Origin of the sequence: Desulfogranum japonicum DSM 18378, assembly GCF_000429945.1 — a bacterium.
GTDB lineage: Bacteria > Desulfobacterota > Desulfobulbia > Desulfobulbales > Desulfobulbaceae > Desulfogranum > Desulfogranum japonicum.
The window spans coordinates 31,481-46,149 of the sequence record NZ_AUCV01000028.1 but is presented as its reverse complement, the minus strand read 5'-3'; the positions used below and the strand labels follow the sequence as shown (position 1 = coordinate 46,149).

The 14,669-nt window shown below is 52.6% G+C and carries 10 protein-coding genes; all 10 read right to left on the bottom strand.

Annotated elements, in window-relative coordinates; genetic code table 11:
• Positions 1-14: 14 nt before the first annotated feature.
• Positions 15-284 (bottom strand): hypothetical protein, encoded by a 270-nt coding sequence (locus tag G493_RS0113305; RefSeq protein WP_028580800.1) that lies wholly within the window; start codon positions 282-284, stop codon positions 15-17.
• A complete protein-coding gene (locus G493_RS0113300) occupies positions 281-3,997 on the bottom strand; it encodes a DUF6519 domain-containing protein (protein WP_028580799.1) in 3,717 nt (1,238 codons plus the stop codon). The genes G493_RS0113305 and G493_RS0113300 overlap by 4 nt, the downstream gene beginning before the upstream one ends.
• A gap of 188 nt (positions 3,998-4,185) precedes the next feature.
• On the bottom strand, positions 4,186-6,339 hold the full coding sequence (locus G493_RS29175; protein ID WP_051309286.1) for a hypothetical protein: 2,154 nt from the start codon (positions 6,337-6,339) through the stop codon (positions 4,186-4,188).
• Positions 6,336-9,263, bottom strand: a complete 2,928-nt coding sequence (locus G493_RS32215) for a putative baseplate assembly protein (RefSeq protein WP_028580798.1) — start codon at positions 9,261-9,263, stop codon at positions 6,336-6,338. The genes G493_RS29175 and G493_RS32215 overlap by 4 nt, the downstream gene beginning before the upstream one ends.
• Complete coding sequence (locus tag G493_RS0113285) at positions 9,260-11,803, bottom strand: putative baseplate assembly protein (RefSeq protein WP_028580797.1); 2,544 nt, start codon at positions 11,801-11,803, stop codon at positions 9,260-9,262. Before G493_RS0113285 ends, G493_RS32215 begins: the two co-directional genes overlap by 4 nt.
• Positions 11,800-12,159: a GPW/gp25 family protein gene (locus G493_RS0113280; protein WP_028580796.1), complete on the bottom strand. Its 360-nt coding sequence runs from the start codon at positions 12,157-12,159 to the stop codon at positions 11,800-11,802. The genes G493_RS0113285 and G493_RS0113280 overlap by 4 nt, the downstream gene beginning before the upstream one ends.
• A gap of 6 nt (positions 12,160-12,165) precedes the next feature.
• The gene (locus G493_RS0113275) at positions 12,166-12,486 is read right to left on the bottom strand and encodes a hypothetical protein (protein WP_028580795.1); all 321 of its coding nucleotides are present in this window, start codon (positions 12,484-12,486) and stop codon (positions 12,166-12,168) included.
• A gap of 92 nt (positions 12,487-12,578) precedes the next feature.
• Positions 12,579-13,109 (bottom strand): phage baseplate assembly protein V, encoded by a 531-nt coding sequence (locus tag G493_RS0113270; RefSeq protein WP_028580794.1) that lies wholly within the window; start codon positions 13,107-13,109, stop codon positions 12,579-12,581.
• On the bottom strand, positions 13,106-13,891 hold the full coding sequence (locus G493_RS0113265) for a hypothetical protein (protein WP_205623679.1): 786 nt from the start codon (positions 13,889-13,891) through the stop codon (positions 13,106-13,108). Before G493_RS0113265 ends, G493_RS0113270 begins: the two co-directional genes overlap by 4 nt.
• Positions 13,892-14,225: 334 nt before the next feature.
• Entirely contained in the window at positions 14,226-14,597 is a 372-nt protein-coding gene (locus G493_RS0113260; protein ID WP_028580792.1) for a hypothetical protein, read from the bottom strand.
• Positions 14,598-14,669 lie beyond the last annotated feature (72 nt).

The following is a 14,669-nucleotide window of genomic DNA, read 5'->3' as shown; positions in this document are numbered from 1 at the left end:
ACGTGGTACATGCTTCACTCTTGTTCAGGAACCTCAACGTATGATTCCTGGTTTTCAATATCAAGCTCTTTCAGGACTGTGTTGGTTGATTTAATGCGGTCATAGAGTCTTTTTACGCGAGGATGATTTACCCCATATTTTCGCTCCAATCTGTCTTTTTCTTTTTTTAGCATTTTGTTTTTTGTTGTTTGAAATACTTTTAAATTGTCCATCCCTTCCTTACTTTTTGTATGAAGAAGAGTAAAGACTACGTCAACGTGGTTTGAATTTTCATTGCTACTCATTCGATCATTCCCCATTTATTCGTCTGATGTTCCGTTAAGATAGGTAGGTAATTCTCAGCGATCTTAGCGCATATATTCTCTTTATTATTGTGGAGATACATTGTGTTTGATTTTTTGTGAGAGAAATTTATGTATCCAAACACCAATATACAGTGAGTTGCCTGGTTTTCTGTTGTTGTGTTTGCAAGCCCGATTGATATTACTGAGATTTCAGTATTGTTCATTCCCTCGTGAAATCTGTTGTTGTTTATTCTGGACGTAGCACCAAGGATAATTCCATTGGTACCCATTTTCAACGAACCGGCAGTTTCCTCACGTGCATCGGAATATAAGCAAGTGCAATTGGATTGGTTGTTTGTATACGAAACATCATCTAAGGTTGCAATGAGTTGAGCACTGAAGATATTTCTGTCGGTTGGTTGCATATCAAGGGTTATCTGATTGTCGGCAAATAATACATTGCCGTTTGGTAAGGTTTGATATTTCGATTCCATCCCACTGGATGTCATATTCTGGAGGCTCCAAAGCTGAGAGAGTGGGTGGTCAACCGGTAGAGTTTCAAGGAGATTCTGAGAAACACCAAGGTTTATTATGGTTATCACTCCACAAGGGAGAGTAGATTGGCCATAAGCTGAATTCGTACTGAGTCTACCAACCCCCTGAGATGTGAATTGGTTTCCAACAATGGAAAGAGGGCCTAAGGCCATTACCATGAGGGCTTGTCCTTTGGGCTGTACAATGATGTTGCCGTGAATTTTTAGAGCAGATATACCGTTTCGCAGAGAAGCAACAGTATTTCCAGTAATTGCTGGTGTTGCTGGTTGAATAACCATGGTTATCACTATGCCGCCGTGACGAGCCCATGACGGCAGCGATGTCGTTGTGCGTTGCGGACCGTTGTTAATAATCCGGTTGTCACTGATATTAACCAGCTCGCCATATTGGATGAATATTCCACATATCGGTTGGTTGCAGCCTTGCCCGTTGTCTTCTATTCTATTATTAGAAATTGCAACATTTTCACAACATGCCAGGGAAATGCCGCCGTAACCGATTTGGATACTCTTATCTGAAGTGAAATTGATCTGATTCGCACAGTGGGTGATAACGTTATCTGTGATTGAGGAATCCTCCAGGCAAATCATCAAGCCAACTTCTTCTGGGTCTATGAATGTAACCATCCCGACACCAGATAAGCCCATGTTTGTAATGGTGTTGTCGGCAACTATGATTTCGTACAAAAATGGATCGAGGCCTTTCTCTAATGAACTCCTTTGACGGTCATTGAGATGGGCAGTATCTAGATACTCGTTACTTCTGGGATCAATAAAGTTTTCCTCCGGCAAAGCACCCAAGGTCACTCCGTTTCCTGTACCACCGACAACTGTGTTCGCTGTGATACGAACATGTTCCGAACCGCCATCAAACTGCATCCCGCCACGGGCATTGTAGCCTGTCTGTAATGCCGCTAGAGCGGTTCTGAGGTAGTCCTGTGTCGAGAGAGCCAGTCTGCTCATGAGGTCAGGGCTTGTATATAGGATAGTTCTGTCTGCACATGGATCAAAAATTACATCTTCCGGACCATCCGGGACCCGCGGATCAATCTTGTTCTCCTGGTTAACCGGTGGTATCACAACTATCCGATTATCTTCAATAACCACGTCATCGGCGCTGCAAAAAACAGCAACACCTCCGTCTTCAAGATCCCAGATGCCGATTTCGTTGTTGCGAATTCGAATCGTGTTATTGCCGGCTTGCTGATTTGCTACGCGGATATCAATGGCGTGTGTATAGCCCAGGATAGTGTTTCGCTCTATAAAAAGTCCGGATGTTGGCGTATCTTCAACGTCTTTGACCTCTATCGCCGTTCCAGTCAGAGTGATCAAGGTCAGGTGTTCCAAGGTAATATTGTGGCAGGATGAGAAGGCGAAAATCGGCTGACTGGAATCATGCAGACTTGGATAAATTTTGCTGTGAATACCGCACCCTTTTATATGAATGTTCTCGCAACCTGTTGACTTGACACAGGCATAATGATTTCCAGGCAGGACGCAGATACAACCGCCTTGCTCCGGCATGTTGTCAAGAGCTTCCTGCAGGTCGTTGAAGTCGCCCCTGCTTATTCGTCCGTCTCCGACCGTCAGAGTGCAGCAGTGTGTCATGCAGGTCTGACCGGAACCTGGTAGATCAATCAACGGAAGGAATTGGTTGCGGCAATCAGTAGGTAGAGCATTGTCAAACTGGCCGTCCAGGAGCGATATTATCGCCAGCGGCGCGTAATGATGGGAAATCCCATGGGGAAGTTGAGGCAGCGGTTTTGCGTTATCATCATGGGGCCATTCGATGGTTCCGAGTGCTGAACATCGGCCGCTTCTGGCAGGTATCAGCCAGTAGTCACCGGTGCTATAGTGACCTTCTGAAAACTTAATCTCAATCTCGTTTTCCAGTTTGATCCAGCCGTCATTTTCCTGTGGAATCTCGGCTTGTATCTCCCCTGATCCTTCCCATCGCCTGAGTTTGGCATGAAGAGCGATTGGGTCTATTTGCTCAGGTTGTTCTGTTATGGTGATGGTGTGTGCGTCCAATACTTCACCAATCGTGCACATTATGCCTGGCAACCCCTGCAATTCATCAACATCATGTTGTAACTCAACCCATTGATGAACAGCAAAACCCTTCACCTCGTCCGGCCCCAGACTTTCCACGGTAATGGTTGAGCCATCAATTTTCTGTACCGGGGTTACCACCGACCCATTCTCCCTGGACCACTTGAAGGTTACGCCGCCCTTTTCCAGCAGACCGCCTTGGTGAATTTCCACACGGTAGAGTTGATTCTCCAGTCCTTGATACCCTGACTGGGGCGGAAGCAGACAATCACTGACAACCTCAGGAGCAGGGGCGGTCCGCGCGTTTATTGAGCCACCAGCCGGGGGTAATGGCGTCCAATCCGGGCCAAAATCTGAACAGTCTGGATCTTTTCCAATACGAAGGAGCTTCACCTGCCAGATCAGTTTTGAACGGCAGGTCGTCTCTATGCCGCCAAGTGCCTTCTCGCGAATATCTGGATCATCTATCGCCGAGATGAATCGTTCCCATACATCGAGATACACCAGATAGTTTCCGCTTTTTAGCGATGATATCGGCTTGAGCTGCGGATAGAACGGTTGATCAGAGTAGGTGTGGACCCTCCGAACCGCTGGAATGGCCTCTGAAAGAGTAAAATTTGGTGTGAGAATAATTGGCCCTGAGGCAAAGGTGATGGTGTCGACAGCTACCTTTTCGATTTTCACTATTTTAGAAAAATGGTCATCAATAAAGACTTCAATCCACTCATCTTCCTTGAGTTGCTTTCCATCAAGTATCGTTGTTTCCAGGACGACCGAGTCTATACTTTCTCCGGGAATCCAGGAGGTGATATCAACAATGTGACATGACTCCGCCTCCGCAATAACGAGAAGGCCATCCACATAGAAACGGCCAGGCGAAATGGTCAGGTCTGTGTGGTCGTCTGTTACACCAATCTTAAAGCCCCCACCGTTTATCGGTACACCGCTCCACCCGATGACATCACGGGTTTGAACCATGTTTAAATATTGCTGAATTGCCTGCTGTTCATTCAACTCTGAGTCGAGTTGCACCTTGCCCTGTTGCCAGAGCACTCTGCTAAACTGTTTTTTGGGGTTAAATGTGAGTCGACTGAAATCACCTTTCATATCTATCTCCATCCCTGATTGTTCAGGAGTAACTGCTCACTGTGCACCTGATCTTTCCGCGATTAGCCTAGCTTACGTATGACAAATACGCTACGCCAGCCTGCTTGCGAAAACCTCAGGCACCCTGTAACCAGTCACAAATTCTGGGGTTGGGGGAGTTTCGCCGATTCCCCTATGAGTAGTTACGTTCAGGATACGTAAAAAATTCCTGCTTCCAGGCCAAATCTGAGGTACTCGTCCAGTCGTGTTCTCAGATTGATTTCCCGTTGCGGTTGGTAAAGATCGTGAAAAACACCCATTTCAGACTCATCGTCAGCTCCTTGCCGAATGTGCAGCGGACAATTGCTGCGCAGTTGTGCATACCCGCCCATTCCATAGCGCAGCGTCGTAAAGCGGGGGAGCAGCCAAACACAGGTGTGCTCTGTAATGTCCTGGATTTCGTAGTCGTAAAGTTGCCGCTGGAGCGTTTTTTCCTTTTCTTCGATTTGTTGTGCGATTTCCAGGTCAGGTTGACAGTGATATCGCCGTGGTACCTGGGAGTCATGTGGCAAAAAGGAAAAGCGGATACAGCCAATCTGTCGTCTTTCTATCCATATTGGTGCGGGCCACGTGTCTGTCTCGTTCAGGTGGCACCAGAATACAGTGTTGGTAGCTAACCCAATTGTTGTAGCATGCACTTTGCCGATAATTGTGGCGTTCAAGGTATCCATTGCCGCTCCAGGCGTTTCACCATCGAGACCGGCAAAGGCGACTCGGGAAGAATATGTTGCGTCCACAATCGAGTTTTCGATGACAACCTGGCCATCCTTAACCAGCAAGGCACCGGTTATGCAATGACGAATGGTGATGGTGCTATCCGCTGATAGATCACCGACAAGACTGGCCTTGTCTGGTTCCAATGGCTCACCGTCAGCACATACCAATAACCCCGGTACCAGGGTGCAATGGTTCAATGTCAGGCGTGTACGGTCACCTGAGAGCTGGAGTGTCCCTCCGCAAACCAGAAGGCCGTTGAGAACCAGTTCACTTTCCTTTTTCCCATTGATGTCCCAGGCCTCCTGGAGAACAATGGTCGGCCTGCAGCCATTGGCCGCGCGAAGTTCAATGCGCTGTTTTTCAAGAAGGGTTGAGACCAGGGTCTCTTCATAGCGTCCACTGTCTGTCATTTCGATAATGACGTTTTTCTCCCCCTGGCCATAGAGATTGGCCGCCTCTTCAAAGGCTTGAAGGAGTGTGGGGAAATCACCTGGAACCTGAATGACCGAGCTCTGTTCCACTGCCTGAAGGGCAAGGGTATCAGCACGCTCATATTCGCCGCCACCAACCTCTGCGCTGAACCCGTAATGAAAGCTCACCTTCACCGATCCCTCAGGTTTGAGTGATTGCGGAAAAGCAATCCGGCCAAGAACCGGGTCAACAGCCACCCTGGCCTCAATACCCTGAATCTCATCTTCTTCCGGCGGCTGGTGAGCCCATGCGCCGCTTCCTGCATCTGAGAGGTTGCAAACCGTGATCTGATCGGGAGAGACGAGTGTACCGTCCCGTGTTATTGAAAAACTCTTTTCTCTTCCATAATACTCGTCGAGATATTCACTCAGGACCCGACGACTGATCGCCATCGGTACATTAATTCGTTCTGCAATATGGGATATTTCCCGTTCCCGAACGGGTTTGGAAAACAAGGCCATATCCATACCCAGAGGATGAAACAGATAGCGGTGATCATCCACGTCATCATTGAGCTTAGCGGCTGGAGAGTCTGTCAAAGGATAGGCCTGCAGCCGCCAGAGAAAGATTCCGATATTGGGGATATTATACTTTCCCCGTCCGTTGCTGATTCGTCGTACGTCCACCAGATGCGCCATGGAGTCAAAGGGTGTCCCAATATTTCCCAGGGGTTCCCACTGTTTTAAAGAAATCAGAGATTGATTGTTCAAGCGTACATGGTTCATAAACTGGGTGGTTGCCAGAAGTTGAAAAAATTCTACCACCCGGCTATCCCAACCGGTTACGTCCTGTGCCAACTGTTCCAGCATCGAAGCCGTGCCCTTGCGTCGTCGATAGCTGATGGTGTTTGCCACCTCTGCCCGGGGACTGCTCACATCCGGAACAATGCCATGCAGCGCCTGGTAGCCGATGAGGTCACCGATATAGGGGACTGCCCAGTCTGCGCAGGTCTCAATGAATTGATCATCGTAGAGCTGATCGAGGTTTTCCTGGAGCAGTTCAACCTGGCTGGCGATGACGGACAAAAGGGCCTTGAGGGGCTCCCCTTGTTCACTGTCGCGAAGGCGGTGGATCGCCGGCAGCAAGTCATATATTTTTTGGCGGGTTAAGGTCATGGACTATACCTGATTTTGGGCATCTGAAATGAGGGGGAGAAGAGATGTCGCCCACGCGTAAACGGTGCTTGTGTGCCACGTGCCACCACATGCAGGGCTGACAGGCAAGTCGTATCCAACAGGAGTAGTTCAGCAGCGTTGATGTGGCCATTGGCAGTGGACCTGGCCGTTTCTGCCTCCAGATGTTGCTGCAGTGCAGGTGTCTTGTTTGTTCGGTGCAAACAATCAACGTCCACGGCAGTGACCCCGGGCACGGCGTGTATGGCAGAGATGATTTCGCTTAGTCGTACTGGCTGGGTGAGTTCGCGGGCCGCAAAGCCAAACTGTGAGCGCAACGCCAGGGAGAGGGCGGCCTGCACTTTATCCGGCTCGTACTCAGGATTGCTCCATACCGTTCCTGCAATGCGAAAAAAGGCTTTGCGGTATGATGTAAGTCTCAGCTGCACATGGGGGTCACCTGCATCCTGCATGGCCTGCATCAGATTTTTGTATGTGGCCTGATCAGGAAAAATTTCAGCCCCTTCCGGACCGGATACGGTGATAATGATCATCTGCTCTGTGGAACCACAGCTCAAGCTCGCCTGTGCCTTGGCAATGCCTGCAAAACTGCGGGCAAAATTCTCGTAGTCTTTGAAAGAGACGATGCGATCAAGGGTAAGGACATGCAGAGGTGTGTTTTGGCGTGCCCTGGCCAGGGGTTCCGAATCATCCCCACCACGGGCTTCTTCTGGATTGATGACTTCCTTCAAACCAAGTGGCCGTGACATCAGCTGGGACAGTTGCCCGGCTTTGACATTGCCGCCTGTGCCGATGCCTGTGCGGTAGTGGGCCCGCACATTCTCCTGACCGGTGGGCAGCCGGGCTCCTGTTTTGCCATCGCCAAAGTGTACGCTGGTCGTGCCGTCTTCGTTCTGTTTGGTGACATATATATGGTCATCCGGACCTCGACCAAAAAAATCCTCCACCTCTTCCCAGAGCAGATCATTAACCCGCACCTGCAGGGTTGACTCGCGACCTGAGGCGGTTGAACCGCTGATATAGGTCAGGGGTGGTTGACGCAACTGGAAGCTCTGGTTGATTGTGCTGCCGTCACCACTGCCCAGCACCTCCATAACGGTTTCACCGTGGGTGGCGGCAGCCACATTGGCGTTGAGCGTAATGGTGGCATAGACATAGGCGGCAGCCACACCCTCCTTGAAGGTCAGGGTGGTGTAACCTTTCTCATGGTGGATTTTCTCGATACACAATATCTCGCCGCCGGTTACCCCGGGCTGCTCCGCTAACTCCCCCTGTAAGGCCACCAGCTGGCCTCTCTTGAGTCCGCATACCATCCTGCCCAGGGTGAGTGCCGTCTCTCTCTTGGCAAGCGTTTCTGTGGAAACCGGCATGTCTGTTAATTCCAGCTGTTTGCTCTTGAGATAAGCTGTTGTAGTGCGAACCTTGAATTGCGTGTTGAGAGAAGCCGGCAGAGGGGCGTCATCCACGGTTTTCAGGCTCAATCCCGTAGCCCTTGCACTCATGCCAAATCCCACCAGCGATTTTTCATTGATCTTTTCGATCTTGAACAGCTCGGGCATGCCCTCCGGGGTACACAAAAGTACCCATGATTCCGGCAGGATTCCCTGGATGGTTCGCTCAAGGTAGACAAAATCTTCATCATACTGGCCAAGTGGTGACGGGGTCGCCGGTGAATCCGGAAGTGGCGGCAGATCCCGAATCGTCCACTCTTCATAGTCGCAGTAATGGCAGGTCCCACCTGCTCCGATAAGGGCCGCGTGGTGCGGTGCGTTATTGCCGAAAAAACCGACCTGCTCCTGCAACAGATGCACCTCTGCAGAGTTTGCGGTAGCTGACTCCTTGAGTATCTTCTGGACAACGCGTATCAGGTCCCTGGCAGCCCAGCCATTTCTCTCCATAAACTCGTGGAGCTCCTGCTCTTCCCAGAAACGGTTGAGAATCAGCTCGTTGACAGCGGCTTTACTTAAGGAAACTTCAACGTTGAGGGTCTCGCTTTCCGCATCCGTGGACAAGGTAGTACCCATGGAGGCTGTTATCTTCTTTGTTTGCATTTGCGTCGTCGCGGTCGGGGCAAGCCTTTGCCGTCGTTCAGGCGTTCCTTCGTTTTTCAGTGCAATGACGGTGCGATTACGGGTGGTGTCCGATTTTACCTCGGTAATGATGCGATGCTCAGCCTTGCTGCCCTGGATGATCAAAATTCGACCGCCGACCTGCAGATTAAGGCCTGTTCCTTTGATATAAAGAGTTGTGGTGCTGAAATTGACCTCCTGCGGTTGGGCCAGGCGTGGAGTCAGCGCATTCCATTCTACCCGGGCCTCGATTTCCAGGATGGTTTCAAAGGTCTGGGGCAGTTCGTCCTGGCCGGGAACACTCTGCACCTTGGTCCCAACTGCTACGATAATTCGGTCTGGTGTCTGGTAGCCCTGGGAGCTGTTGTCCTCCAGGGTAGGGTAATACTCGGTAACTGACTCGGGCAGTTGAGCTGGTTCGTCCACGGTAAAGGCCAGGCAGGTACTGGCGGCCACACCGGGGCTCAGTGTGTAGCCCACCAGCCTGCCAAGCTCCCGGACAGAAAAACGCTCTGTGGCAGTTTTCAGGTAGGATTCATTGGCAATTCGTTCCTGGTAAAAGGTCAAAACATCGCAGACCGTGGCCCAGGCATCCACAAGGGCAATGGAAAAATCACTGTTTTGCCGGGTTGTCAGGCCTGAGAGAGCAGGATAGGTAGACCCCGACAGTTTTGCCTGCATGCTTTGTTTAAACCGGGCATGACTGCCGATACGGTAAGCGATGGCCGAAAGCCCAGGTCGATTGTCAATGCTTGCCGGTGTGTCTTCGCTTTTGCCCTGGCAGCAGTTACAGCTGTTCAGGGTGTTTTGGCCGAATGAAAGATACTTTTCGCTCATTTTCCCCCCTGTACATCCATATGGAACCTGCCACGTTCAGGAAAGTTGGGGTCATTGTCCAGCAGGGCAATTTCAACATGCCCCATGGGGAGAATTCCCCTTGCTCTGGCATCCGTTCCCGGCTTATCCAGCCGCTGAAAGGTTGTCAGCTCGACTTCGGCAACCCCTGCAACGTCCTGGGCAGCAGCGATAAGGACGCTGCCATACACCGGCTGGCCAAAGGTAAAGCTGTCCGGGTGAAACATGCCCTTGCGGCCATCTCCGAGGGTGGTGTTGTGAAAGATATGCAAAAGCGACTGATAAACAGCGCTGCGAAAATACTCCCTCTGCACGCAGATCCGCATGGTGATTTCAAGGGGTACGAGTTGCGGTCCCATAACCTCGATATCGTGTCCTGCCATGCGATATTTCTCCATGTATGCCCGCAAAGCATCGCTAAAATCGGTATCAACGGGTAACCCGCCAAGGCGGTCAATAACCAAAAATACGGTGTACCAGCTGCCGGTCCAGCGCAGATTGGCCGCAGCATTCTGTACCCCGCTGAAGTTCCGGGCCATGGCCTCGTAGTCCTCGGTTGTAACCGCCCGTTCCTGTTGTCGGAAAGCAATAGGCGCAAAACGGCGCACCTCCTCCATGCTCTCCGGTTCGATACCGCCCGAGGCTGGCAGCGGATTCCAGACCCGGCGTACCACGTTTGTATCTGTGACGATGTGGGCCAGGGTGCCTGCACCAATGTTGCCGCTGGTGCCGTTGCCCACCCGATAGGTGGCCTGGAACTCCACCCCTGCATTGGGTCGCATCCCGTGCTCGTCATCGCCAAAACGGAGGAACACCGAACCATCGTTTTCCGTCTCCACCACAAAGTCTCTATCAAAGGGGCTGCTGGCAAGCAGGTCACGCTGGGGCAACCAGGTGTACATGTCGCAATCAGTGAGTACAACTGCAGGCAGCGCTGCCTCGGGTGTGCCGTTGAAAACGTCGCAGGCCCCCCCCTGTGGATCATAATAGAGAGGTTTGCCTGTGATGCCAGTCGCTGAGAGAGCTGTAACACCTCTGACGGCCTGATGGGTCAGGGGCAGATGCTGCAACTGAGGCCGAAACCGCGCTGGTTTAAATTGGTGTGTAATTTCACTGCACCAGTCCGATAATTCATCGATAGGCGTGAAACCTTCCTCGTCTTTGGGAACAATGCCAAGAGGTTCAACCGCACAGGTCCGGCCATGGTCAGCAAGGATTATGTTGCCCAGGGCAAAACCAACGGGTATCACCTGCATGGTATTATCGTCTTGTTCGATCTCCGATGAAATACAGATCGGGAAGGGCAGAGCATCATCCTGGTGCCAGGTTATTTCAGTGATCTGCGCCCCTGTAAGGGGATCGGTACGCTGGGTTCCGGCTGGTGTCAACGCAGACACCTGGGTCAGGCGCACAGGGTGGCGGCGGGCAGGATCGGCATCTGCGGCTACTCCTGTCCTTGGGTCATACATTTCCAGCAGGATAAGGACATCGCTAACCAACAGGTCAGGAAAATGGCCGTCCAGGGTGGCGCTGGTTGCCCCTTTGGGCAGGCAGCAACGGTCGTCACTCCAGGTATAAAGGGATATGCAATTATGGCCCTTGAACAGTGCCGATGCATGCATGGCCTCAAATATCTGTACAGGCCCGTTGATTGCCTTCCTGTATTCATCTGAACCGGGTTGGATTCCTGCCCCCATGCCAGCGCAGCGAGTGAAAAACTGGGTCTTTTCAGGTAGGTTCAATCCATCTGCTGCAATCAGCACCTGGACCCATACCCGGGCATTGCAGCCCTCGTGCATGAAATAATCCACCAGGCGGGCATGGCGCTTGATGGAAACCCGGCGGCGGGCCGTGTCAAGATAGGCCTCGGTGGCCACGGCGTCCTGCTGGTAGCTCAGCTGGTCTCCCACATGGGCCAGCAGCTCCACCAGGGTTATGCCCAGGTCTGCGGAGTGGCGCTCTTTCCATTCCGGGCTGAGCACAGCAAGACGGTCCAGCATCAGCTGCCGGAAACCGCCATAATCCTTGGCCAGATAATTGATGGCAGGTTCCAGAGCCTTTTCCGTGGGGCAAAGGCTCTGACCACAGCAGTCAAAGACACTGGGGCAATGTACCTTGAAGGAAAACTCAATGGTGGCCAGCCGAGGATCAAAACCCTCTGGTGGTTCCGCAGGCTGGGTGGCCGCTGCCACCAAAACCAACTGGTACAGGGAGAAATCACCGGGCTGGTCCACCTGCACCTGTAACACGGTACCTGTTGCGGCAACCTCCTCTACCAGGATATCGGTTACCCGCATTCCACCAGTCACCAGGATGTTATCAGCGGTCAGTGCACCTGACTGGGGTACGCCATTGGTCTGGCCCGGCAGAGGATGAATACAATGGACAAGCAGAATCCGTTGATCTGTTTCAGCGACCTCCAGATAGTCGATGCCGTTGAGCACCGGCTTGTTATCAGGCCCCATGGTTTCGCGAACAGCCTGGCGCCGGCCCTCATCACAGCAAAAGTAGGTTGCGCTCATGCTGCACTCCAGTTGAATTGCTCGCTCTTTCGTGTCTGGCTGGTACGTATGACGTACTCCACCTGTACCCCTAGGCGTGCCTCTTCACAGTCAACCTCTACTGCCTCTATCTGGATCAGATCCCCCAGCCACTGCTGCAACGCGCCCTGGACCGTAAATTGGGTAGCTGCAGCCAGCTCAGGGCTATTGGGATGAAAGACCATCTGTAGCAGGCCGCAGCCGAAATCCGGGCGGTTGACCCGCTCACCGGGCGAGGTGAACAGTACCTGCTCGATCATATCCCTGATGTGATCTTCATCGCTGGTTGCAGCGGTTTTGCCCAGGTGGTCGAATCCAAGAGGAAAGTCGATATGCATAGCCGTCTATGTAGCAAGTACTTTTTTTTGGGCATCGAGTGCAAACACCGGAAGATTCGTTGGTGTACTCAGTCCTTGACTATCCATTAACAACACCCGTTTATAGTTGACCAACACCTTGGTCGAGGCTGTCGACCAATTGGCCCTGATGCAGGGTCCTCCGGCATTGGAAGGATTTGCGCAGCCGGTAATGGTGTGCCCGGTAGACTGGGGCACCACTGGCTGTCCACAGACCAATACATTAGGTTCGGGGGGAGCGGCAGGTATTGCCTGGCCGCCATGGGTACAGCTGATACTGGCCCCTGCATGTAGAATAAACCCGGGCATGGTTACGCCTCTTTTCTTTTGAATGTTATGGAAACATGAGAATACGTTGTTGCATTGCTTCCAGGATGTATTTTGAGTTGAGCCTGATCATCTCAAGGCATTACCAATAGTGAATTATTGTTAATCCTTACCTGACCGTCGGGTGAAAGTTTAATAGATGCAAGGCCTACAGAAATTTCGATTCCTACGGGGGTAAGCATTATTTTAGGGCTCAGGGGCATGGTCATGGGGCCACCACTTATGGTTATGCCTCCACCAGGGGCACCGAACAGAGTAATGGAATTCTGGCCAATGGTTTGCAAAACGATATTGGGTGCTGCCGGGGGCGCCATGTGCATGGATGGTGGTGGATCAGCGGCAGACCCCCAGAAGCCTCCGCTCCAGATGGGATAGTCTGGATCTCCCTGCTCAAACTCCACCCACACACCGGAACCAATGGGAGGAACTGTGGAGATCCCGGACTGCAGTCCACCGATGGGAACACAGGGCATGGCCCAGTTGGACAGGGCGATACCAGAAACATCGGGTACCAGCACCTGAATGCGTCCCTGGCGTTTGGGATCTTCGTTGAGGACGACTGTCCCCCGATACTTTCCATAATATTTTTCTTTACAGTCATTCATGTGGGAACCTGCCGAATAGTTGAAACCAGGCCGTTGCGGACCAGGGTGAAATCCTGGCTATATTCACCGCGTTTCATTTTGTGGGTAACGCTTTTTACAAAGTAGAGTCCGTCAAAGGCCAGCCCTGCACCGCGCACTGCCACCAGCCGACGGGCTTTTAACAGCCTGCCGTAGCGGGCAACCTGTAATGTGCCGGTGGCGGTCACTGCTTCGGCGGTCTTGGCACGCTTGGCCATACCCACCAGTACTGCACGAACAGAAGAGTACTTGGCCGTGCCGGTGGTGTAGGTCTCGATTTTTTTGGGAATCGGTGGGATGAGACCTAGGGGAGGATTCAGCGGCGACACATCCGGGATGGGGACGGGTAACGGTGCCTTGGTTGATGGTTCCTGGAGATAGACAAAGGGCAGGGTGGCGGAGTCGGTATCGTACTCAAAGCTGAGCGACTCCACATTGGTATGGGCATCCATATCCACGTTCAGGGAAGGCTGAAATCGGCCCAGGCGAAAGGCAGGCCCCCAGTAGGCAAAATTTAGGCCCGCTCTGGGGCCAGGGGCCACATAAAAGGTATAGCCCACTTCCTCTGCCAGTCGCCGGATATAGCAGAGATCGGTCCCGCGATGCTGGGGAATATGGTTGAGCGGGATGGGGATATCGACCAGGACACTGGGCAGCACCATGGGGATGATTCCCAGAACGGAATACTTGCTGATGATAGCTGCAACCCGCGCTTCCGGAGGCAGGCAGGGATAGGGAATACCGCTGAAATCAATGTAATCCATAATCCGCGACAGGTCCTCGCCGGTGACGCGCAGGGTCGTGCCCTCGGTTCCGCCGCCGCTCACCGCATGGTGGGTCATTACCCCGTCCATGAGCACCTCGGCATTCCCGTTCACCGTAGCCAGGATGATCACCCGGATCATGGGGATGGGGGCTCCGGCAGAGAGCAGAAAGAGGGTATGCAGGGGCGAGCGGGCGCTGAGCTTGAAGGTCAGTTGAAATCCACTGGGCCCTTCGGATGCGGAGGTCACTTCGAGCCCGGTCAAAGCATCGATGACCTCCCGAGGTGCCGGTACTGGCACACAGGGGCCGATCATCAGGGACAGCTGCACCCCGTTATGCACCATTCCCCCCTGGCACTCCCTGGGGCAGGGTGATCCGCAGACGACGGCCAATCTGTTCGAGCAGTTCCTCCGGTTCCATAGCACAGTTCGCGTCGCAGATCTGCCAGAACTGTTCAGGGTCACCGATATACTGGGCAGCCAGGTTGTCCAGCCGGTCGCCCTGGACCACCTGGTGCTCGTTGAGCAGGGCTAAGTCTTCCGGCTGGGGGCAGAAACGGCGGCGAAAGTAGGACACGGGTTCCTCCTGGTCCGTTTCCAGGGTTGCGATATCAATGCCGCTGTAGCGACTGTTGCCAGCCACATAGGTGGGGGCCAGCCCTCCGGTCTGGAGCATCTGCAGCATTGCTGCACGGGGATCGCTCATCCTGTCTCCTTTTTATTGTTTTGTCGTAACTACTCATAGGGGAGACGGCTCAGCTTGACGATCTCCCCTATG

What these genes read in the sequence shown, in the direction of transcription:
- G493_RS0113300 (WP_028580799.1), bottom strand. Translation starts at nt 3,997, where the DNA reads ATGAAAGGTGATTTCAGTCGACTCACATTTAACCCCAAAAAACAGTTT.
- G493_RS0113285 (WP_028580797.1), bottom strand. Translation starts at nt 11,803, where the DNA reads ATGAGCGCAACCTACTTTTGCTGTGATGAGGGCCGGCGCCAGGCTGTT.
- G493_RS0113265 (WP_205623679.1), bottom strand. Translation starts at nt 13,891, where the DNA reads ATGGATTACATTGATTTCAGCGGTATTCCCTATCCCTGCCTGCCTCCG.
- G493_RS0113260 (WP_028580792.1), bottom strand. Translation starts at nt 14,597, where the DNA reads ATGAGCGATCCCCGTGCAGCAATGCTGCAGATGCTCCAGACCGGAGGG.
- G493_RS0113305 (WP_028580800.1), bottom strand. Translation starts at nt 284, where the DNA reads ATGAGTAGCAATGAAAATTCAAACCACGTTGACGTAGTCTTTACTCTT.
- G493_RS0113280 (WP_028580796.1), bottom strand. Translation starts at nt 12,159, where the DNA reads ATGCATATCGACTTTCCTCTTGGATTCGACCACCTGGGCAAAACCGCT.
- G493_RS0113275 (WP_028580795.1), bottom strand. Translation starts at nt 12,486, where the DNA reads ATGCCCGGGTTTATTCTACATGCAGGGGCCAGTATCAGCTGTACCCAT.
- G493_RS29175 (WP_051309286.1), bottom strand. Translation starts at nt 6,339, where the DNA reads ATGACCTTAACCCGCCAAAAAATATATGACTTGCTGCCGGCGATCCAC.
- G493_RS32215 (WP_028580798.1), bottom strand. Translation starts at nt 9,263, where the DNA reads ATGAGCGAAAAGTATCTTTCATTCGGCCAAAACACCCTGAACAGCTGT.
- G493_RS0113270 (WP_028580794.1), bottom strand. Translation starts at nt 13,109, where the DNA reads ATGAATGACTGTAAAGAAAAATATTATGGAAAGTATCGGGGGACAGTC.